Origin of the sequence: Arthrobacter sp. AZCC_0090, from assembly GCF_014207375.1 — a bacterium.
GTDB lineage: Bacteria > Actinomycetota > Actinomycetes > Actinomycetales > Micrococcaceae > Arthrobacter.
Window position 1 is genome coordinate 263,477 of record NZ_JACHEE010000001.1, and the last position, 20,814, is coordinate 284,290.

At 63.1% G+C, this 20,814-nt stretch carries 17 protein-coding genes; 11 read left to right on the forward strand and 6 right to left on the reverse strand.

Going from position 1 to position 20,814, the window contains the following annotated elements; translation table 11 throughout:
* Nucleotides 1–91 precede the first annotated feature (91 nt).
* The 4 genes from HNP00_RS01285 (at nt 92) to HNP00_RS01300 (ending at nt 6,334) form a co-directional block, all read left to right on the forward strand.
* A complete protein-coding gene (locus HNP00_RS01285; RefSeq protein ID WP_184735076.1) occupies nt 92–841 on the forward strand; it encodes an MIP/aquaporin family protein in 750 nt (249 codons plus the stop codon).
* Between the two features lie 58 nt (nt 842–899).
* Nucleotides 900–2,414: a glycerol kinase GlpK gene (gene glpK / locus HNP00_RS01290; protein WP_184735078.1), complete on the forward strand. Its 1,515-nt coding sequence runs from the start codon at nt 900–902 to the stop codon at nt 2,412–2,414.
* A 320-nt stretch (nt 2,415–2,734) separates the two neighbouring features.
* Nucleotides 2,735–5,263, forward strand: coding sequence for a leucine--tRNA ligase (gene leuS, locus HNP00_RS01295; protein ID WP_184735634.1), 2,529 nt, complete (start codon nt 2,735–2,737; stop codon nt 5,261–5,263).
* Nucleotides 5,264–5,320: 57 nt separating this feature from the next.
* Nucleotides 5,321–6,334: a DegV family protein gene (locus HNP00_RS01300; RefSeq protein ID WP_184735080.1), complete on the forward strand. Its 1,014-nt coding sequence runs from the start codon at nt 5,321–5,323 to the stop codon at nt 6,332–6,334.
* A 21-nt stretch (nt 6,335–6,355) separates the two neighbouring features.
* Here the strand turns inward: HNP00_RS01300 and HNP00_RS01305 are convergent, their stop codons facing one another.
* Nucleotides 6,356–6,667 carry a protease inhibitor I42 family protein gene (locus HNP00_RS01305; protein ID WP_184735082.1) on the reverse strand — a complete coding sequence of 104 codons (312 nt, stop codon included), beginning with the start codon at nt 6,665–6,667 and terminating at the stop codon, nt 6,356–6,358.
* A gap of 12 nt (nt 6,668–6,679) precedes the next feature.
* Nucleotides 6,680–8,368: a C1 family peptidase gene (locus tag HNP00_RS01310; protein WP_184735084.1), complete on the reverse strand. Its 1,689-nt coding sequence runs from the start codon at nt 8,366–8,368 to the stop codon at nt 6,680–6,682.
* A gap of 345 nt (nt 8,369–8,713) precedes the next feature.
* Between HNP00_RS01310 and HNP00_RS01315 the strand changes: the two genes are divergently transcribed.
* The 3 genes from HNP00_RS01315 (at nt 8,714) to holA (ending at nt 12,504) form a co-directional block, all read left to right on the forward strand.
* Entirely contained in the window at nt 8,714–9,622 is a 909-nt protein-coding gene (locus HNP00_RS01315) for a ComEA family DNA-binding protein (protein WP_184735086.1), read from the forward strand.
* A gap of 318 nt (nt 9,623–9,940) precedes the next feature.
* Nucleotides 9,941–11,569, forward strand: coding sequence for a ComEC/Rec2 family competence protein (locus HNP00_RS01320; RefSeq protein ID WP_184735088.1), 1,629 nt, complete (start codon nt 9,941–9,943; stop codon nt 11,567–11,569).
* Nucleotides 11,488–12,504, forward strand: a complete 1,017-nt coding sequence (gene holA / locus HNP00_RS01325; RefSeq protein ID WP_184735089.1) for a DNA polymerase III subunit delta — start codon at nt 11,488–11,490, stop codon at nt 12,502–12,504. The genes HNP00_RS01320 and holA overlap by 82 nt, the downstream gene beginning before the upstream one ends.
* 107 nt (nt 12,505–12,611) lie before the next feature.
* Here holA and rpsT read toward each other — a convergent pair whose 3' ends face one another.
* Together rpsT and HNP00_RS01335 are read right to left on the reverse strand one after the other, a co-directional pair.
* Nucleotides 12,612–12,872 carry a 30S ribosomal protein S20 gene (gene rpsT, locus HNP00_RS01330; protein WP_028267110.1) on the reverse strand — a complete coding sequence of 87 codons (261 nt, stop codon included), beginning with the start codon at nt 12,870–12,872 and terminating at the stop codon, nt 12,612–12,614.
* A gap of 170 nt (nt 12,873–13,042) precedes the next feature.
* Nucleotides 13,043–13,612, reverse strand: a complete 570-nt coding sequence (locus tag HNP00_RS01335; RefSeq protein WP_184735091.1) for a type II toxin-antitoxin system PemK/MazF family toxin — start codon at nt 13,610–13,612, stop codon at nt 13,043–13,045.
* A 179-nt stretch (nt 13,613–13,791) separates the two neighbouring features.
* Here HNP00_RS01335 and lepA point away from each other — a divergent pair, with 179 nt between their 5' ends.
* Together lepA and hemW are read left to right on the forward strand one after the other, a co-directional pair.
* A complete protein-coding gene (gene lepA / locus HNP00_RS01340; RefSeq protein WP_184735093.1) occupies nt 13,792–15,645 on the forward strand; it encodes a translation elongation factor 4 in 1,854 nt (617 codons plus the stop codon).
* Nucleotides 15,646–15,708: 63 nt separating this feature from the next.
* A complete protein-coding gene (gene hemW / locus HNP00_RS01345) occupies nt 15,709–16,938 on the forward strand; it encodes a radical SAM family heme chaperone HemW (protein ID WP_184735095.1) in 1,230 nt (409 codons plus the stop codon).
* 35 nt (nt 16,939–16,973) lie between these two features.
* On the opposite strand, the gene HNP00_RS01350 is transcribed toward hemW, so the two are convergent.
* Nucleotides 16,974–17,387, reverse strand: coding sequence for a DUF4870 domain-containing protein (locus HNP00_RS01350; RefSeq protein WP_184735097.1), 414 nt, complete (start codon nt 17,385–17,387; stop codon nt 16,974–16,976).
* Nucleotides 17,388–17,534: 147 nt separating this feature from the next.
* The gene (locus HNP00_RS01355; protein WP_184735099.1) at nt 17,535–18,392 is read right to left on the reverse strand and encodes a DUF3097 domain-containing protein; all 858 of its coding nucleotides are present in this window, start codon (nt 18,390–18,392) and stop codon (nt 17,535–17,537) included.
* Nucleotides 18,393–18,607: 215 nt separating this feature from the next.
* On the opposite strand from HNP00_RS01355, the gene hrcA reads away from it, so the two are divergent.
* Together hrcA and dnaJ are read left to right on the forward strand one after the other, a co-directional pair.
* Nucleotides 18,608–19,621: a heat-inducible transcriptional repressor HrcA gene (gene hrcA / locus HNP00_RS01360; RefSeq protein ID WP_184735101.1), complete on the forward strand. Its 1,014-nt coding sequence runs from the start codon at nt 18,608–18,610 to the stop codon at nt 19,619–19,621.
* A 61-nt stretch (nt 19,622–19,682) separates the two neighbouring features.
* The gene (dnaJ, locus tag HNP00_RS01365) at nt 19,683–20,813 is read left to right on the forward strand and encodes a molecular chaperone DnaJ (protein ID WP_184735103.1); all 1,131 of its coding nucleotides are present in this window, start codon (nt 19,683–19,685) and stop codon (nt 20,811–20,813) included.
* Nucleotide 20,814 lies beyond the last annotated feature (1 nt).

Here is a 20,814-nt window from a genome sequence, read left to right on the forward strand (position 1 = left end):
CGCGGCAACCGGGACGGCGCTAACAGACGCCGGCCCAACGGCCCCCAACAAATCTGCGGGGCTGACAACAGAAGAAAATGAGGAGTCAAAGATGTCTCTCGGAATTGTTTTCCTTTCCGAAGTGTTCGGAACCGGAATGCTTACCCTGCTCGGTTGTGGCGTTGTGGCAAACGTCGCCTTGAAAGGCACAAAGGGTAACAATGGCGGGTTCCTGATGGTGAATTTTGGCTGGGGCATCGCTGTATTTGCAGGTGTGTACGTAGCGGCTATGTCCGGTGCACACTTGAACCCGGCTGTCACGCTTGGCCTCTTGGTTGATGGCAAGGCCGAGTTCGCCCCGGGGGTAGCCGTGAGCGCGGCATCCACGTTCACCTACTTCGGTGGAGAACTGACCGGTGCCTTCCTGGGCGCCATCTTCGCGTGGCTCGCCCACAAGCAGCACTTCGACGCCGAGCCGCTGGCAGCCAGCAAGCTTGCAGTGTTCTCCACGGGTCCGGCGATCCGCTCCTACCCCTGGAATCTGGTCACCGAAATCATCGGAACGTTCGTGCTCGTGTTCGTGATCCTGACCTTCGGTGGCACTCCGTCCGGCCTCGGGCCGCTCGCGGTGGCATTGCTCGTCGTGGGTATCGGCGCGTCCCTTGGCGGACCCACAGGCTATGCGATCAACCCCGCCCGTGACCTCGGCCCGCGTATCGCCCACGCCATTCTGCCGATCAAGGGCAAGGGCTCCAGCGACTGGGCATACTCGTGGGTTCCGGTGGTCGGACCGCTCCTTGGCGGGACCATCGCGGGCCTCGTTGCCCACTCAGTGCCGATCATGGCAACCATCGCCAAGTAGTACACGCTCAGACACTTATCCCGCATCCGCACCAAAGCAACCAGACAAGGACGTCATAATGTCGCAATATGTCATCGCCATTGACCAGGGAACCACCAGCTCGCGGGCCATCGTTTTTGACCACTCGGGAAACATCGTTTCCTCCGGCCAGATGGAACACGAGCAGATCTTCCCGCAGGCCGGATGGGTGGAGCACAACCCGGTCGAAATCTGGGACAACACCCGCGAGGTCATTGGCTCGGCGTTGTCCAAAGCCAACCTGACCCGGCACGACATCGCCGCCGTCGGCATCACCAACCAGCGCGAAACCGCCGTCGTGTGGGACAAGAACACGGGCGAACCCATCTACAACGCGATCGTCTGGCAGGACACCCGCACACAGTCGATCGTTGACGAGTTGGCCCAGGACGGTGGACCCGAACGATTCAAGCAGAAAGTCGGCCTGCCTCTGGCAACCTACTTCTCCGGCACCAAGATCAAATGGATCCTGGACAACGTTGAAGGCGCGCGCGCCAAGGCCGAAGCCGGGGACCTCATCTTCGGCAACACCGACTGCTGGGTCCTGTGGAACCTGACAGGCGGCGTCGACGGCGGCGTGCACGCCACGGACGTCACCAACGCCTCGCGCACCATGTTCATGGACCTCGACACCTTGCAGTGGGACCAGGACATCCTGGACGCGTTTGGCGTACCGGCGTCGATGATGCCTGCCATCAAGTCCTCCTCCGAGGTCTACGGCAACGTGCACACCTCCCAACTGCTGCGCGAGGTACCCGTCGCCGGCATCCTGGGTGACCAGCAAGCAGCAACCTTTGGCCAGGCGGCATTCCAGGCCGGCGAAGCCAAGAACACCTACGGCACGGGCTGCTTCCTGATCTTCAACACCGGCGAGGAGATCGTCCACTCCAAGAACGGCCTCTTGACCACGCTTGGCTACAAGCTGGGCGATGCCAAACCGCACTACGCGCTGGAAGGTTCCATCGCCGTCACCGGTTCACTGATCCAGTGGCTGCGCGACAACCTCGGCATGATCAGCTCAGCTCCCGAGGTGGAGACGCTGGCCTCCGGAGTCGCGGACAACGGTGGCGTATACATCGTGCCCGCGTTCTCCGGCTTGTTCGCCCCGTACTGGCGCGCTGACGCCCGCGGAGCCATCGTGGGCCTGACCCGTTTTGCCAACAAGGGCCACATCGCCCGCGCGGCCCTGGAGGCCACCGCCTTCCAGACCCGCGAAGTGCTCGACGCCGTCAACGCTGACTCGGGCGTTCCGCTGACCGAGCTGAAGGTCGACGGCGGCATGGTCGCCAATGAGGCGCTCATGCAGTTCCAGGCCGACATCCTGGGCGTGCCCGTGGTCCGTCCGAAGGTCGTGGAAACCACGGCCCTCGGTGCAGCCTATGCGGCAGGCCTCGCCGTCGGCTTCTGGAAAGACCTGGGCGAACTCAGCGCCAACTGGGGCGAGGACAAGCGCTGGGAGCCGCAGATGGACGACGCCGAGCGGGACCGCCAGATGCGGCTGTGGAAGAAGGCAGTGACCAAGTCCATGGATTGGGTGGACGAGGACGTTAAGTAGGCTCAACCGTCGGTTGAGGAAGGCCGCACTTGCCCCGCCCGCTTCGCGGTGCCCACCACACCCGGGCGAAGTGCGGCCTCCCTCAACCTTCACCTACTCGCGGCGTCTGTTCCGTGTTTGCACACAACACATAACAAAGCGGTAAGGTGGCTTTATGCGTGCGATCCTTCTGCTTAGCTAGCCGCCCGGTTGACGTCGATTCTTAGACATCGCGAACCGAGCGGCCGCCCCTCCTTGCCGAGGGGCTTTTGTGTGTCCGGGACCTTCCGGGACCCGGAGCAGGAGGCAAAACCGTCATGGAAGAACAGAAGAGGGCAGCAGTGAGCGTTCAGCCGGAGACAGAAACCGGAGCACAGTCAACAGTGGCAGGGGAGACGCCCGAGGAGGGTGTCTACAGCTTCGCCTCGATGGAAGCCAAGTGGCCACAGGTCTGGGAAGACCTCAAGGTCTTCACCCCTGTTGACGATGGATCCCGTGAGCGGCGCTATGTCCTGGACATGTTCCCCTACCCTTCAGGCGACCTCCACATGGGCCACGCCGAGGCCTTCGCGATGGGCGACGTCGTGGCGCGGTACCTCCGTCAGAAGGGCTTCGATGTCCTGCACCCCATCGGCTGGGACTCCTTCGGCCTGCCTGCGGAGAACGCAGCCATCAAGCGCAACGCGCACCCCAGCGAGTGGACCTACGCCAACATCGATACCCAGGCTGCGTCGTTCAAGCGCTATGCCATCTCTGCCGATTGGTCCCGCCGGCTCCATACTTCGGACCCGGAGTACTACCGCTGGACTCAGTGGCTGTTCAAGCGCTTCTACGAGCGCGGCCTGGCCTACCGCAAGGACTCACCGGTCAACTGGTGCCCGAAGGACCTGACCGTCCTGGCGAACGAGCAAGTGGTCAACGGCGCTTGCGAACGCTGTGGAACCCCTGTCACCAAGAAGTCCCTGAACCAGTGGTATTTCAAGATCACCGATTACGCTGATCGCCTGCTGGACGACATGTCAGAACTGCAGGGGCACTGGCCCGAGCGCGTGCTCGCAATGCAACGCAACTGGATCGGCCGCTCCGAGGGCGCACACGTGCGGTTCGTCATCGAAGCCACCGATAGCCGCGCCGAGCGCGAAGTCACTGTCTTTACCACGCGCCCGGACACCCTGTACGGGGCGACGTTCTTCGTTGTCGCCGCGGACGCGCATCTGGCCCTGGACTTGGTCACGCCCGAACACCACGACTCCCTCATGGCCTACCGCGAAAAGGTCAAGGCCCTGTCGGACATCGAGCGCCAGTCCACGGAGCGCGAGAAGACCGGCGTGTTCACCGGCCGCTACGCGATCAACCCCCTCAACGGCGAAAAGCTGCCCGTCTGGGCCGCTGACTACGTGCTTGCCGACTACGGCACCGGCGCCATCATGGCAGTACCTGCCCACGACCAGCGCGACCTGGATTTCGCCCGGGCCTTTGGCCTGCCGGTGCGTCCGGTGCTGAACACCGGTGGGGAGGACCCTGCCGAAACCGGTGTTGCGACCGCCGGCGAAGGCACCCTGATGAACTCGGGCGAACTGGACGGATTGTCCAAGGCCGAGGCCATCCCTGCAGCCATCGACATCCTGGAGAAGCTGGGCACAGGGGAGAAGTTCGTGAACTTCCGCCTGCGCGACTGGCTCCTGAGCCGCCAGCGTTTCTGGGGAACCCCGATCCCCATCATCCACTGTGCCGAATGCGGCGAGGTGCCGGTGCCGGACGATCAGCTGCCCGTCAGGCTGCCTGAAAACCTGCGCGGAGAGGCGCTGTCGCCGCGAGGCACGTCCCCGCTTGCCGCGGCATTGGAGTGGGTCAACGTCGAGTGCCCGAACTGCGGACGGGCCGCCCAGCGCGACACAGACACGATGGACACCTTCGTTGACTCGTCCTGGTACTTCCTGCGCTTCGTTTCCCCGCACTACACCGAAGGACCGTTTGATCCAGCCAAGATCAACGACTGGATGCCGGTGGGCCAATACGTGGGGGGCGTGGAACACGCCATCCTGCACTTGCTCTACGCGCGCTTCTTCACAAAGGTCATCCACGACATGGGCCTGCTCGCCGCGGACGAACCCTTCAGCGCCCTGCTCAACCAGGGCCAGGTCCTCAACGGCGGCAAGGCCATGAGCAAGTCCCTCGGCAACGGCGTCGATCTTGGCGAGCAACTGGACAAGTTCGGCGTCGACGCCGTCCGCTTGACCATGGTCTTTGCCTCCCCGCCCGAAGACGACGTCGACTGGGCGGATGTCTCGCCGTCTGGCTCGGCGAAGTTCCTTGCCCGTGCCTGGCGCCTCGGCCAGGACGTCGCGAGCGAGCCCGGCGTCGATGTCTCCACCGGTGACCGCGCGCTGCGCACCGTGACCCACAGGACCATCGCTGACGCCGCAGAGCTGTTGGACAACAACAAGTTCAACGTCGTGGTGGCCAAGCTGATGGAACTCGTCAACGCGACCCGCAAGACCATCGATTCCGGGGCCGGTGGCGCAGATCCCGCCGTCCGCGAAGCCGCCGAGGCAGTAGCAATCATCCTGAGCCTCTTCGCGCCTTACACGGCGGAGGACTTGTGGAACCAGTTGGGCCACCCGGCCTCTGTAGCGAATGCTGGCTGGCCCTCCCATGATGCTTCGCTTCTTGTCCAGGACACTGTCACGGCTGTGGTGCAGGTCCAGGGGAAAGTCCGCGACCGCCTCGAGGTGTCCCCTGACATCAGTGAGGACGCACTTCGCGAACTCGCCCTGGCCAGTGAAAACGTGCAGCGCGCACTCGATGGCCGTGGCATCCGCACGGTGATCGTGCGCGCGCCTAAACTGGTCAACATCGTCCCGGCCTAGCCGGGTATCCGGCCGCCGGTGCTTGCCGGCGGCCGGCCAGCAGCCCAGGAGGCATCGTTGACGGACCGCGAACCACCCGCATGGTTGTGGCTCAAGGTACGTTTGGCCCGCCTACGCCAGTCCACAACGCCGGGTCGCGCCAGCGCTGAACCGTCGCCGGTCGCCGTGCGCACCGCCGTCGTCACTGACTCGGCAGCCGCCCTCCCGGCCGAATGGGTCAAGGCGTTCATTGCCGACGGGCGCCTCGCCGTCGTACCGATGCCTGTTATGGTGGGCGAAGAAATCTACGGCGAGGGTGAAGACGACATCACCCAGACACTCGCGGTGGCCTTGGCGGCCGGATCGCCAGTAAAGACATCCCGTCCTTCGCCCGGGCAGTTCGAACAGGCTTATCTCGCAGCGCGGGATCGCGGCTTCGACGCTGTGGTCTCCATCCACATTTCCGCAGGGCTGTCCGGCACTGCCGATGCCGCCCGGTTGGCTGCGCAGCGCGTTTCAATTCCCGTCGAGGTCCTGGACTCCCGCACCGTGGGAATGGCGCAAGGCATGGGTGTCCAAAGTGCGCTCGTCGCAGCAGCAGACGGCCGTTCTGCGACCGAAGTCCGTCGCTTCGCCGAGGAACGATTGAGTCGCACCAAGGTCTACTTTTATGTACCGAGCCTCGAGCAGCTCCGGCGCGGGGGACGAATCGGCGCTGCCGCGTCCTTGCTCGGGACAATGTTGTCCATCAAACCGATCCTTGCGGTCGACGGCGGCAAGATCGTGCCGCTCGAGAAGGTGCGCTCGGCGGCCAAGGCCGTCGCCCGGCTTGAAGAAATCGTTGCTGCGGATGTCAATTCCCGGCCGTCAGGACAATCCCGGCTCGCCGTGCACCATTTTGGAAACCTGGCTGAGGCCGAACTGCTCGCGTCGCGGCTCGGGGAGAACTGCCCGGGTTGCCCGCCAGCACAGATCAGTGCCCTGCCTGCCGTCTTGGCAGCTCACGCCGGTCTTGGCGTTTTGGCTGTGGTTGTTGGGGAAAGCAGTACTCCTGGATATGAGGGCCAGCGCCAGGTCATCGCTGACCTTTAGCGGGCTTGATGCCCACGGATGTCAACTGACCAGGACAGTGAACTTCCGGCGCTCGATTGCCTCCGATTCCCAGACCCGTTTGAGGTCAAACTGAATTTCGACTTCGCCTGTCCCATTGGCCATGAAATTGAAGGTATGTATGCCCCCGGAGCCTACTGCGGCCGGGACCCCGGCCGCAGTAGTTCCGGTAATGGCTGGCGTGAAGTGTTCCTCAACCAGTTCCAACGCGTGGGGAACATCCACGACGGACCATTGGTAGCCAGTGGACGGGTTCGCTGGAAGCTCGATGATAAAGAGTTCGCCGCTTTTTACCGTGATCACGTGTACTGGCACCGGCCCTCTCTGTCAGGCATACCACTTGTGGTACATCGCCGAGTCGGTCCCTTCCACGAAGCAGTCCAAGCGCCCGGACGCCCAGGAACTGACTCCGACGCCGGATGACAAGGTGCCGCCGAGGCTTTCTTCGCCGCTCCAGGCATTGTCCCACCATTTGTGCATCATGGTGAACGTGGAGCCGGGGTAGAAGATGTCGATCCGGTTCGGACCCCAGGAAACGGCTCCGGGATCCCCGCCAACGTAGCCGCCTAGGTTTTCCCACCCACTCCATCCTGCACCGGCCCACCACTGGTGGTAGAGCTGACTGTCGGTACCTTTGACGAACGTGTCCAGACGATTCGCCGCCCACGATGCCGCCGCGGGAGCTGAGTCGAGGACACCACCCAGGCTTTCCCAGCCTCCCCAGTTGCTACCGTCCCACCACAAGTGCCACATGGCGGAGTCCATCCCGCGAGCGAAGACGTCGATCCGATTTGGACCCCAGGAAACGGCTGCCGGATCAGAAGACAGCATCCCTCCAAGAGCCTCCCAGTTGCTCCAACCACCGTCAAACCACTTGTGGTAAAGCTGGTGATCGGTACCTACAACGAAGGTATCCAGCCTGCCGGAACCCCACGAACAGATGGCGGGGCCGCTCTGGCAGTCTCCGCCCAAGGACTCCCAGCCGTTCCACGCTGAGCCGTCCCACCATCGGTGGTACATGGCGGAATCGGTGCCGCGCGCTACGACGTCGATCCGATTCGCGGCCCAGGAAACGGCGGACGGCTTCGAGGTGATGATCCCGCCAAGACCTTCCCAGCCTTGCCAAGACGGGGTTGCGGGGACTTTGACGCCCTGCGCAGTGGCCCACGCGTAGACGTCAAAGTTGCATTGGCCATACCCGATCTTGAAGAAGCCGGCCATACCCCAGCCTGTTCCCCACGAGTTCTTCGCGATCCAACATTGCTCGGAATCGGAATACCCGATCACTTCAACGCAGTGTCCGCCTCGTAGGGCACCGCTCTGGCGGGAATAGACTCCGCTGGAGTAGTGGTAGAAATCATCGTAGACATCGAAGCAGGCCGCCATCGGGCCGTGATCATGCAAGTACTGCTTGCGGGCATTGAGGTCGGTAATGAGTCCATGGCTCGTGATCGAAACCTGCGTGCTCGCGCGGTTGGGAGTCGGCCGGACATACGGCTTCCATAAGGACGTAGCCGGATCGATAACCGGAGGGTTGTCGAACGCACTCATGTACCCCAAGACGCCTTCGCTGACTTCTCCCCGGGCCTGCAGCTGGGACATGCAGGAATCCGTGTCCCAGCCCCCACATGACGGGCCATGACTTGAATTGAAATGCGAATCGGCTTCGGAAAGGTCCAGCAATTGGCCCAGCTCGATCGAGGCCATGGATTCAACCACGGCGGTGCAACCGAACGAGACGCAGGATCCGCAGTATTTCTGGTCTTTAACGGCGGTCACGTGGTTTCCGTTGTTGCTTCGCCAGTCCAACTCCGAGGGTAGACCGGCAGGCGGCGAGGAAAAGTCACGCGGCACCCCAGCTTCCCTCAGGGCGATGTCGGCAGCGGTGAAAATGACGCCTAAGAGTGCTGTTTTGTCTTCGTCGGTAAGTTGAGACTGCGGCGTGTCGCGCGCGGTCCAGCTTGCATTGGATTGATTGAGTGCGGCGGTGAGTTCGGATGTTTCCAGCTTGGCCATTCTGATTCGCTCCTACGCGAATGCGGCCTCTCGCTACTTGGACAGGCCGCATGCCTGATGCCAATGGAGAGTGAGTGGGTGGGATCAAAATACCCAATGGGTAGCCGATCTCCCCGCGGCCGCCCAGCCCGCAACACTCAAATGCTAGGAGCGGGGGACATTTTAGTCAAGACGTTTTACTAAAAAGGAGACTAGCGATTCTCCTTGGTCTCGATCTGGATCAAATGGTCTGGCAAAGGCGGCTCGACGGCGACTCATCCTCCACAAGGACCCTTGATGGTGGCCTGTCCACATATCGCCGTTACTGCCCGCCGCTGGCCCATGGACGGTTCTAGGCTCGAGGTTATGCCACGCAGGAACGGAGCTTCTCGAGCTGACGATGCGGCACGCATGGCCCGGCGCCGGTTCGCTGCCAGCCTCGGTTCGTCCTCAACAGAGCCCGGCGCCCATGTCAGGCCCAGGAGCGGGACGGAGCCACTGCTGCCCCTGCACCCATCGGCTGCACGTGGCAACGATACTTCCCACTTGGCCGGCCCGGTCCTCGGCGCCTCCGGGCCCGGCACCGAAGGGGACGAGGCGCGGGTTTCCGTGCGTCTCCGCTGGCGAACGCCTTGGCGAGTAGCCATCCTGCTGGCCGTTCCTTGCCTTCTGTTGCTGTTGTGGTTCGCCTGGCAGGCGTGGACCGGCCAGCCAACGGTGGAACCCTTGGTCCGCAGTTCGTTTGCGGGTGCAACGCCACGCGTCGGCGGAAGCAATGCAGGGGAAAACTCGCCCGAATCGCGGGGCGGCCAGCTTACTGTCCATGTCGCCGGTGCCGTGAAGAATCCCGGGATCGTCACGTTGCCCGCCGGAGCGCGGGTGTTTGATGCTATCGCCGCTGCTGGGGGCGCAGAGCCGGCCGCCGAGCTGAACAGTCTCAACCTTGCCGCGGTAGTGCAGGACGCTGCCAAGATCCATGTTCCGCGGACAGGGGAGCCCGTTCCTGAGCCAGCGGCCGGAACCGCTGGCGGGACCGTGGGCGCTCCTGATAGCGGGAGCTCGGGAGCCGGAACCTCTGCGGGAGGAAAGCTTAACCTCAATACTGCGACGGCTGAGGAACTCGACGCCTTGCCGAAAGTAGGTCCCGTCCTCGCAAAACGCATCGTCGAGTGGCGGCAGCAGCACGGTCCGTTCGCGGCGGTGGAAGATCTCGATGCCGTTGATGGTGTCGGACCGAAGATGATGGAAACCCTGCTGCCTTTGGTGACGGTCTGACATGGTTGGTGATCCTGCATGAAGGGAAACGGGCAAGCAAATGCTCCGCGGTCCGCGCCGTCGGGGCATGTAGACGCCCAGGAGCCCGGTAGCCGCATCGATCTGCGGTTGGTCCCGTCTGCCTTGCTCGCGTGGGCTGTCTCCCTGTCTGCTCCGTTCTTGCCTACGACGTGGATAGTGGCCCTGTGCGCGGGCCTCTGCGTCGTCGCGGGGCTTCTGCTGCGAGGCAGGCGTCAACGGATCCCTCAGACTCGACAAACCCCTCAACGGCACGCAGGGCACGGACGCGCGGGCGCCTTGCGGAGCAGTATCCCGCGCGTGAGCCTTCGAACCATTCCCGCCACTTTGGCCGTCGCGTGTTTGTTCGGATCGGCCGTGGCCGCCCATGCCGCGATGGATGCCGGACCGCGCCAAGAAGGTCCGGTTGCCGAGGCTTCGGCGTCGCGCGCCTCGGTTGTCATCCACGCACTGGTTGTGGGAGATCCCCGAGAACTGAGCACCGACTCACGGGGATCGGGAAGATGGGCCGTGCCCGCCGAACTGATTGATATTGCCGCCGATGGGATGCTAATCCGCTCCCGCGCAAGAATTCTGCTGACCGGAGGCGAAGGCTGGGATCAGGTTGTACCGGGACAGGAGGTAAGAACTTCCGGAAAGCTAAAGCAGGCAAAAACAGGACAGGTGGAGGCTGGGGTCGTCGCGGCTGGCACCCCACCCATGCGGCCGGACGCACAACACAGGCCGGAAATGAAGGGCGAAATGCCGCAAGGTCCAGCGCAGTTGAAGAAGCAATTCGGTTCTGCCTCTGAATGGCTGCAGGGTGACGCCAGCGGTCTTTTGCCCGGAATGGTCACGGGCGACACCACCGGCTTGGACGAAGGCCTGGAGGCTGCGATGAAAACCACCGGTACCACCCACCTCACGGCCGTGAGCGGCGCAAACTGTAGCCTCATACTTGGCGGCCTGGTGCTTTTGGCCAGGAGCTTTCGGCTTGCCAGGGGAGTCGCGGCAATAGTGGCCCTTGTTGGTCTGGCGGCCTTTGTCATCATGGTCGGCCCAGATGCGAGCGTCCTGAGGGCGGCAGTGATGGGTGCCATCGGCCTCGCCGCGCTAAGTGGGGGGCGGCGGGGCCGGAGCCTGGGCTTTCTCTGCCTTGCCGTGACTGGCCTGCTCATTCTGGATCCTTCACTCGGAATGAGCGTCGGATTTCTCTTGTCTGTCCTCGCCACACTGGGAATTGTCCTGTTGGCACGGCCCATAGCAACTTGGGCCCCGCTTTGGATGCCTTCCTGGCTGGCTTCCGCCATTGCCGTTCCCTTGTCCGCGCAACTTCTGTGCAGCCCGGCGATTGTGGCCTTGCAACCGCAGTTCTCCAGCTACTCATTGCTCACCAATATCGCGGTTGCTCCGTTTGTCGCACCCGTGACGATCCTCGGGACCATTGCCGTGCCGCTCGTTCCGTTGATTCCCTGGCTTGCAGTCTTTCCTATGGCCATTTCCGGGGCGAGTGCGGGAATGGTGGCGGTCATCGCCCGGTTTTTCGCAGGACTTCCAGGGGCGGCCCTGCCCTGGCCGGAAGGACTCACGGGAATTGCCACCATGGTTCTGTGGTCCGTTGTGACAACCCTGTTGGCGTGGTTTGTCTTGCATCCAGCGTGGGCCAGCGACACCGTGTTGGACTTGCACGGCCGGGTGGTGTTCCTCATGGCCGCGGGGGAGTCTACTGTCCGTCGCCGATGGACAAAAGCCCCTTCCGACCGTTCGCTGCTGCCCGGCAGGCAGCCCGCGGGGTTGAGGATCACTGCCCCGAACGCTGAACGTGGGAGACTGGGAATCTGCAAAAACCCCTCTGGAAGGAAGCAACATTGGCTGCTGCCCCGGTCTCCAAGGCTAAAACCGCCGCGGCAAACACCGTCAGCTGGCGGGATGTCACGCCGTCCGCCGTAGTGCTCATTACCGGCCCTGAGGAGTACCTCGGAATCCGTGCGATGGATCGGGTCCGTTCCCAAGTGCGGGCCACCGCACCGGAGGTGGAAATCAGCAAACTCAACGCAGGAAGCTATGAGTCCGGTTCCCTAGCGATGACCGTCACGCCGTCACTGTTCGACGAGGCCAAGCTCATCGAGATCGAGGGCCTCGAGTCCATGAACGATGCCTTCCTTGCCGATGCTTTGAAATACGTAGCCCAACCGGAGAACGACGTCGTGTTAGTCCTGCGTCACGGCGGCGGGGTGCGCGGCAAGAAACTTCTGGACGCCATCAAGTCCTGCGGATGGCCGGTAGTAGATTGCCAGCCCTTGAAAAAGGATGCCGAGAAAACAGCATTCGTCATCTCGGAATTCAAGGCAGGCGGCCGGCGCATCGAGGCGGACGCAGTCCAGGCCCTCGTCAACGCAGTCGGTGCCAGCCTCTCGGAGCTCGCGGCAGCATGCAACCAGCTCATCGCGGATGCCACCACGGCTGTGGACGCAGCCACAGTGGAGCGCTACTACGGCGGCCGTGTGGAAGCCACTGCCTTCAAGGTGGCGGACGCCGCCATGGCCGGAAATGGACCGCAGGCCCTGTCCAGCCTCCGGCATGCCCTGGCCACTGGGGTTGACCCCGTCCCGCTGGTTGCCGCCCTTGCCGCGAAGCTCCGCACCCTTGCCAAAGTCGCGGGAGCCCAGGGCTCGTCCGCACAGATTGCCAAGCAGCTTGGCATGCAGCCCTGGCTGGTGGAACAGGCACAGCGGGACGTCCGGCGCTGGACTCCTGAGGGCCTGATCCGTTCCATCCAGGTCACAGCTGAAGCCGACGCCCAAGTCAAAGGACTCGCGCGGGATCCCGTGTACGCGGTGGAGCACGCTGTCACAGTCATTGCTGCCTCGGCCCGGGGCCGCTAGAGCCTGTTGCCGGGGTCTCCGAGTCGACTCGTGGGAGAGTTAAATACCTGAGGCCGGCACCCATTGGGCGCCGGCCTCACGTTCAGCTCAGTCGAACTGGAAAAACCTTAGAGTGCGTTGACCTTTTTGGAGATCGCCGACTTGCGGTTTGCAGCGTTGTTCTTGTGAATAACGCCCTTGCTGACAGCCTTGTCCAGCTTACGGCTGGCAGCAACAAGAGCCTTTGCAGCGGCATCCTTGTCCGTGGACTCAACGGCGGTGGCAACGGCGCGGATGGCCGTCTTCAGCTCAGACTTGACAGCGTTGTTACGCAGGCGAGCCTTCTCGTTGGTGAGGATGCGCTTCTTCTGGGACTTGATATTAGCCACGTGTGTGAACTCTCTTTTTAATGCGGAAATGGTCTAGAGGGTTTTCAGGTTGGCCATCGACTGAGCGGCGTGGGGATGCCTATGGCAGCCAACCATGAGTGGCCGTCGACCTGCACGGACACACAGCCATAAATATTATCAGACTCGGCGCTTTTCCGGGGATTTACCGTTTACGCCGAGTCGTGTTGCCCGTTGAGCCGATGCGCCACCATTTGGAAAGTGCGTTTGTCCAGGATGGCGCCCTCACGCCGAACGTCCGAGGGGTTGATGCGTACCACCCGGTCCACCTTGACCTCACTGGGCCGCCCCTGGGCGTCCCAGGCTCCTGTGCCGATGTCGACGTAGTCGTTTGAACGGCGGTCGTTGTCGTGGTCTTTGCTGGTGAGCATCAGCCCCAGCAGCCAACCGCCGTCGCGCCCTATCAAGAGGACCGGCCGGTCCTTGCCCCGCGAATGATCCTCTTCGTAGGGGACCCAGGACCACACAATCTCGCCGGGGTCTGGTTTGCCATCCGGGTTGGGGGAGTACCTCGGAGAGACGTTGCCCCTGAAGTCCCCCGGATAGGGCCGGGAAAGCTGCCCGACGCCGGTCCCTGCGTTCCGGGGGCGGCTTGCCTCCGTTGACGCTCGGGTTTTCGGTGGCCGGCGGGTTCCTGTGCCGGTGGGGGATCTGATGATCCGCCGAAGGTAGCCCAAGGAGCCTTTGAGGAGTCTGCCAAGCAGGTGCGTGTCCGATGCCATGGCACCACCGTACTTTCCATCGCCATCCTGCGCCTCCCACAAAGCATCGGCGCCTGATCACAGTGCACAAGCGGCGTCGTGTTCATGGGAGACTATAAGTTCAGATATGCGGCATCGGCCGGATTGGTCCAGACCAGTCCGGGGTTCGGCCGTGTGAGTGTCGACAGTAAGGACCCTGCGTGTCTCCCATGGCCCGCACCGCACCGGTGCCCGCCGCGACAGATCCGGCCATCATCCGGAACTTCTGCATCATTGCCCACATCGACCACGGTAAATCCACCTTGGCCGACCGCATGTTGCAGTACACCGGCGTCGTTAAGTCCCGCGACATGAAGGCCCAGTATCTGGACCGCATGGATATCGAACGCGAGCGTGGCATCACCATCAAGTCCCAGGCTGTCCGCATGCCTTGGGAACTTGAGGGCACCAGCTACGCCTTGAACATGATCGATACCCCTGGCCACGTTGACTTCACCTATGAGGTCTCCCGCTCGCTCGCGGCCTGTGAAGGCGCAATCCTGTTGGTGGATGCGGCACAGGGCATCGAGGCTCAGACCTTGGCCAACCTCTACCTGGCGATGGAAAACAACCTCACCATCATCCCGGTGCTCAACAAGATCGACCTTCCAGCGGCCCAGCCCGAAAAGTACGCAGCGGAACTCGCCAACCTGATCGGCGGCGACCCCGAGGACGTGCTGCGGGTGTCCGGCAAAACCGGCGCCGGCGTGGAAGCCCTGCTGGACAAGATCGTCCGCGATTTACCCGCGCCTGTCGGCGACCCCGACGCCCCGGCGCGCGCCATGATTTTCGACTCCGTCTATGACACGTACCGCGGCGTGGTCACCTACGTCCGCGTCGTGGACGGCATGCTGCACCCGCGCGAGCGGATCCAGATGATGTCCACCCGCGCCACCCACGAGCTCCTGGAAATCGGTGTCAGCTCGCCGGAGCCCACTCCCTCCAAGGGACTGGGCGTCGGCGAGGTCGGCTACCTGATCACCGGCGTGAAAGACGTCCGCCAGTCAAAGGTGGGGGATACTGTAACCAATCTGGCCAAGCCTGCCTCAGAATCCCTTGCCGGCTATGCAGACGCCAAGCCCATGGTCTTCTCCGGCCTGTATCCCTTGGACGGCACGGACTATCCGGTGCTTCGTGACGCGTTGGAGAAGCTGATGCTCAACGACGCCGCACTCGTCTATGAGCCGGAGACGTCGGCCGCTCTGGGATTCGGATTCCGCGTCGGCTTCCTCGGCCTGCTGCACCTGGAAATCACCCGTGAGCGCCTTGAGCGTGAGTACAACCTGGACCTCATCTCCACCGCTCCCAACGTGGAGTACGAGGTCACGCTGGAGGACAAGCGGGTCATCCACGTCACCAACCCCAGCGAATACCCCACCGGCAAGATCTCGGAGGTCCGCGAACCGATGGTGTCCGCCACCATCCTGGCTCCCAACGAGTTTGTCGGCGCCATCATGGAACTGTGCCAGAGCCGCCGTGGAGTCATGGGCGGCATGGACTACCTCTCCGAGGACCGGGTGGAAATCCGTTACCGGCTGCCGCTGGCCGAGATCGTCTTCGACTTCTTCGACATCCTCAAGTCCAAGACCCGTGGCTACGGTTCGCTGGACTGGAAGGCCGACGGCGAGCAAGTTGCCGACCTGGTCAAGGTGGACATCATGCTCCAAGGCGAGCAGGTTGACGCCTTCAGCGCCATCACCCACAGGGACAAGGCCTACGCCTACGGCGTCATGATGACAGGCAAGCTGCGGGAGCTCATTCCCCGACAGCAGTTCGAGGTGCCCATCCAGGCGGCCATCGGCTCGCGCATCATTGCCCGCGAAAGCATCCGTGCCATCCGCAAGGACGTGCTTGCCAAGTGCTATGGCGGTGACATCACCCGTAAGCGCAAACTTCTGGAAAAGCAGAAGGAAGGCAAGAAGCGCATGAAGATGGTGGGCCGCGTGGAAGTTCCGCAGGAAGCGTTCATCGCAGCCCTGACCACTGACGAATCCAAGGACAAGGCCAAGAAGTAATGGGGCTCTTTGCCCAACACACGTCCGGACTGGCACGTAGGGCACGGGCACACGGGGGATCCTGTGCCTAGTGTCCTTCCCCTCGGAGACCCGGCGCCTGCGGACGGCCTCTTGCCGCCGCAGGTGCTTGACGGTGTAGAGTCACGCAAGTTCGGACTCTACGTCCACATACCCTTCTGCGCCGTGCGCTGCGGATACTGCGATTTCAACACCTACACCGCCACAGAGCTTGGAGGCGGCGCATCCCAGGATGCCTACGCATCTACGGCGATTTCGGAAGTGGAGTTCGCCGTCCGGGCCATGGGAGCCTCCGGGCTGCCGCATCGGCCCCTGAGCACGGTATTCTTCGGCGGCGGCACACCAACGCTGCTGCCTGCCGAAGATCTGGCACGCATCCTGACGTCCGCCGTCGGGCACTGGGGCATCGAAGCCGGGGCCGAAGTCACCACTGAAGCCAACCCAGACTCGGTGACCCCCGAGTCGCTCCTGCTGCTGGCTGATGCCGGCTTCACGCGGGTTTCCTTCGGCATGCAGTCGGCGGTCCCGCACGTCCTCAAGGTTCTGGACCGTACCCACACGCCCAGCCGGGTTCCGTTGGTGGTCCAATGGGCACGCGACGCCGGACTTGCGGTAAGCCTCGACCTCATCTACGGCACTCCCGGTGAGTCGATGGCGGATTGGCAGACTTCCCTTGAAACAGCCCTGTCCTACGAACCGGACCACATCAGCGCCTACGCACTGATCGTGGAAGAAGGCACTAAGCTGGCCGCCCAGATAAGGCGCGGTGAAGTTCCGGGAATCGACGACGACGACCACGCTGCCAAATACGAACTCGCCGATCAACTGATCAGCGCAGCCGGGCTGAACTGGTACGAGGTCAGCAACTGGTCCCGCACACCCGAGCAGGCCTGCAAACACAACCTTGCCTACTGGCGGGGAGATGACTGGTGGGGCATCGGACCCGGAGCGCATTCCCATATGGGCGGAGTCCGCTGGTGGAACGTCAAACACCCCACCGCATATGCAAACAGGCTCGGTGAAGGGGTCTCTCCTGCCGCTGGGCGCGAAACCCTCGATGCCGGAACGCGGGAAGTGGAACGCATCATGCTGGAGGCACGCCTCGGCACCGGGCTCCAGGTCGATGCCCTCGACAAGGTCGGCCGCCATGCCGTGGCGGGCCTCATCGCCGACGGCCTGGTGGAGCCTGCGGCAGCCTTCCAAGGACGGCTGGTACTGACGCTCAAGGGGCGGCTACTGGCTGATGCCGTGGTCCGCCGCATCCTCCCGGAGTAGCGAACTGACGAGGGCGGCTGCCCTGCGCGCCATCGCTATTTGATCCAGCGCAGGTTGAAACGGTAGCGGTGCGGCTGTCCGTGGTTGACGCGAATGCCGGCAGACACCGAGAAGCAGGTCACAGCGACCCAGATGGCCGTGGCCACGACCGCGAACAGGTTTCCAACCACCGGGAGCAGGACCAGGATGTTCGCGAGCACTGCGGCAATCGTTGGCGGCAAAGTGAAGTTCAGCGCCTCTTTCGATTCCTGTGCCGTGAACGGGCCACGGTCGCGGAAGATCAGGTAGATCAGGAGCGAAGGCACGCAGCCAAGGATTCCGCCAAAGTGCGCAAGGGTGGCCCACTGCCGGTCTTCGGAGGCCGTCAAGGGCAGCGCATTGGCAGGAACGCCGTGGTACTGGGACTGGCCCGAAGCGCCGTCCCGTTCGTCAGGAGCGTTGTCTGCCACAGTTTCTTCCTTCGAGTATCTATCGGTGCAGTGTTGCTGTCCCAGAATACTTGCTCGGCACGCGATCAGCGGACCAACTCCCAGACCCTAGGCCGGGGAAACCGCGCTGGAGCCGCCGTGAAAGCGAAGTGAATCTGCAAAGCGCCGTCACGGCACGGTCAGGAAATCGATCACTTCCTCCACCCGACCCAGCAGGGAGGCTTCCAGGTCCGCGTAGCTGTGGACGGCGCCGAGAAGCTTCTGCCAGCCAAGCCCGACGTCCTCGGCCGTAGTGTGTGGCCAGCCGAACGACTTCAGGATGCCGGTCTTCCAATCGGTGCCTCGGGCTATGGTGGGCCACTGCTGGATCCCCAGGACCTTGGGACGGATGGCCTGCCAGACGTCCACATAGGGATGGCCCACGATCAGGACGTTTCCTGGCGCGCCGGGCAGCGTCATGGCGTCGGCAGCGATCCGCGACTCTTTCGAATCCGGCACCAGGTGATCCACGAGGATCCCGAGCCTGCGGCCCGGGCCGGGAGAGAACTCGGCAATCGCCGCCTTGAGGTCGTCCACGCCATGCAAGGGTTCGACGACGATTCCCTCCACCCGGAGGTCATCTCCCCAGACCTTCTCCACCAGTTCTGCGTCGTGTTTGCCTTCCACCCAGATCCGGCTTGCCTTGGCGACTTGGGCACGCTGGCCGGCTACCCGGACGGATCCGGATGCTGTGCGGCTTGCATGCCCGGCAGCCACGACGGCGGACGCGCGTGGCGCGGGCGGCAGAAGTTTCACTGGCTGTCCGTCGAGCAGGAATCCAAAGCCGAGCCGGAATGACTTGTTCTTTCCCCGGCGATCCTCCAGCACCACGATGTGCATGCCGCCGGACTTTTCGACCCTGGTCACGGCCCCGACCCAACCGGACTGCACGTCTTCGAGAACCATCCCGCGTTCAACGGGCACCTCCGGCAGCTGCCGCTTGGCAGGCGAGGAGAGATCTTGCGGGCCCCAATTGTCGTAAGACACGGTCTTCACACCACTTTGCGCTAGGGGATCAATGACGGCCCTGGACATTCCGCGGGACCGCGCGGGAATCATGTTCGCCGCGAGCGGTACCAATGCTAACAACGTGGTGGCTCATACTAGACTTGTTAGCACTTGGGCATGTTGAGTGCTAACTATTGAATATCAGGTCGCTGAGTAGAAACTGTTCAGCACTGGCGGTTGAATGGAGGTGGGCAGTGAGCGAACCACGCAAGCTTGAAGTGTTGCGCGCCATCGTGGAGGACTACGTTCACTCCCGCGAGCCCGTCGGATCCAAAGCCTTGGTCGAACGGCACCATTTGGGAGTGTCGAGCGCCACCATCCGCAACGACATGGCCCTTTTGGAAGAAGAAGGACTCATCGCCGCACCGCACACCAGTGCCGGCCGCATCCCCACGGACAAAGGCTACCGCCTCTTCGTCGACCGTATCTCCCAGGTCAAACCGCTTTCGGCCGCCGAACGTCGGGCCATCCACTCGCTGCTTGAGGGACCCGACGACGTCGAGGACATCCTTGAGCGCACCGTTCGGCTCCTGTCCCAACTGACCAACCAGGTCGCCGTCGTGCAGTACCCGCACCTAAGCCGCGCCCGGGTTCGGCACATTGAGTTCGTGCTTCTGGCTCCGCGCCAGGTGCTGGTGGTACTTATCGCGGATACCGGCAAAGTGGAACAGGGCGTGGTGCACGCAGGGGCGGATGCCACTGACGATGACCTCATGGCCCTACGCGGACGTTTCCTTGGAAGCATCGCCGGCTCGCAGCTTGACCTCATGCCGCAGGTCCTGCCGTCGGTAGTTGCCCTGTGCCCGCCAACACTTCGGGGCCTTGCAGGCGTCCTTGCCCATGGTCTGGAAAGGCTGGCCGACAGGGGCCGGGACGAACGCATGGTCATGGCAGGCACGGCTAACCTGGCCCGCTCCAACGTGGATTTCCCGCTGAGCATCGGACCGGTTCTCGAAGCTCTTGAGGAACAGGTGGTCATGCTGCGCCTGCTCTCGGACATGGCGGAGGACCCCCGTGGAGTCACCGTGAGCATCGGCCGTGAGAACCCCTACGACGGTCTCTCCGAAGCATCGGTGGTGGCCACCGGCTACGGTCCAGGCAGTAGCGCTAAGATCGGCATTCTTGGACCTACCCGGATGGACTATCCCAACACCATGGCGGCCGTCCGCGCCGTCGCACGCTACCTTTCCCGTATTCTGGGCGGCTGACGGCCCCGGCCGGAACCCGTCTCGCAAGAAACGCAGTTACAACAAGGAAGAGATACCGACTTTGAGCAGCCACTATGACGTTCTGGGCGTCTCACCGGAAGCAACCGGCGAGGAGATCAAGAAGGCCTACCGCAAGCTCGCCCGCAAGCTGCATCCCGACGTGAACCCGGGGGAAGGCGCCGCCGAGGAATTCAAAGCCGTGACCCACGCCTACGAGGTCCTCTCCGATCCCCAGAAGCGCCGCGTGTATGACGCCACGGGTAACGAGAACGGTACCGACAACGGCTTCGGTGGAGGCTATGCGGGCCAGGGATTCGCGTTCCAAGACATCTTCGACACTTTCTTCGGCGGAGGTGGTGGCGGCATGCAAGGACCGGCATCACGTATGCGCCGTGGCCAAGACGCCCTGATCAGCGTCCGCATCGATTTGCGTGAGGCCGTCTTCGGAGTCAACAAGAAGCTTGAAGTGGATACTGCGGTGGTCTGTCCCACGTGCGAAGGCTCATGTTGCCGCGCCGGCACCCACCCGGAGCGCTGCGACATCTGCGGCGGTTCGGGTCAGGTCCAGCGTGCAGTCCGCTCCATCCTGGGCCAGGTCATGACGTCCGCACCGTGTGGTTCCTGTGAAGGTTTCGGATCGATCATCAAGGATCCGTGCAACGAGTGCAGCGGCCAGGGCCGCATCCGCAGCCGCCGTTCGCTGACCGTCAAAGTGCCTGGTGGTGTGGCGACCGGAACGCGCATCCAGTTGTCGTCGCAAGGCGAAGCGGGTCCTGCCGGCGGTCCTTCCGGTGATCTCTACGTGGAGATTCGGGTCAACACTGATTCCACCTACATTCGTGAGGGCGACGACCTGCACGCAACCTTGAGCGTTCCCATGACGGCCGCGGCCCTGGGTACCGAGCTTCAGCTCGATACTTTCGACGGCGCCCAGGAGATCGACGTCAAGGCCGGGACCCAGTCCGGCGAGGTCATCACCTTGCGCGGACTGGGCGTCACTCATCTCCGCGGTTATGGCCGAGGAGACCTCAAGGTGCACCTGCACGTTGAGACGCCCGGCAAGCTCGACGCCGCGCAGGAAGAGTTGCTGCGCCAACTGGCCAAATTGCGCGGCGAGCAGTTCACCGAGGGCAAGCTCGTAGCCAGCGGCGGTATGTTTGCGAAGCTGCGGGACAAGCTCGGTAACCTGTAGC

Bases quoted from the DNA above. Each gene is read 5' to 3' on its own strand.
- glpK (WP_184735078.1), top strand. From the start codon at position 900: ATGTCGCAATATGTCATCGCCATTGACCAGGGAACCACCAGCTCGCGG.
- HNP00_RS01310 (WP_184735084.1), bottom strand. From the start codon at position 8,368: ATGGCCAAGCTGGAAACATCCGAACTCACCGCCGCACTCAATCAATCC.
- HNP00_RS01335 (WP_184735091.1), bottom strand. From the start codon at position 13,612: ATGGCATCGGACACGCACCTGCTTGGCAGACTCCTCAAAGGCTCCTTG.
- HNP00_RS01285 (WP_184735076.1), top strand. From the start codon at position 92: ATGTCTCTCGGAATTGTTTTCCTTTCCGAAGTGTTCGGAACCGGAATG.
- HNP00_RS01315 (WP_184735086.1), top strand. From the start codon at position 8,714: ATGCCACGCAGGAACGGAGCTTCTCGAGCTGACGATGCGGCACGCATG.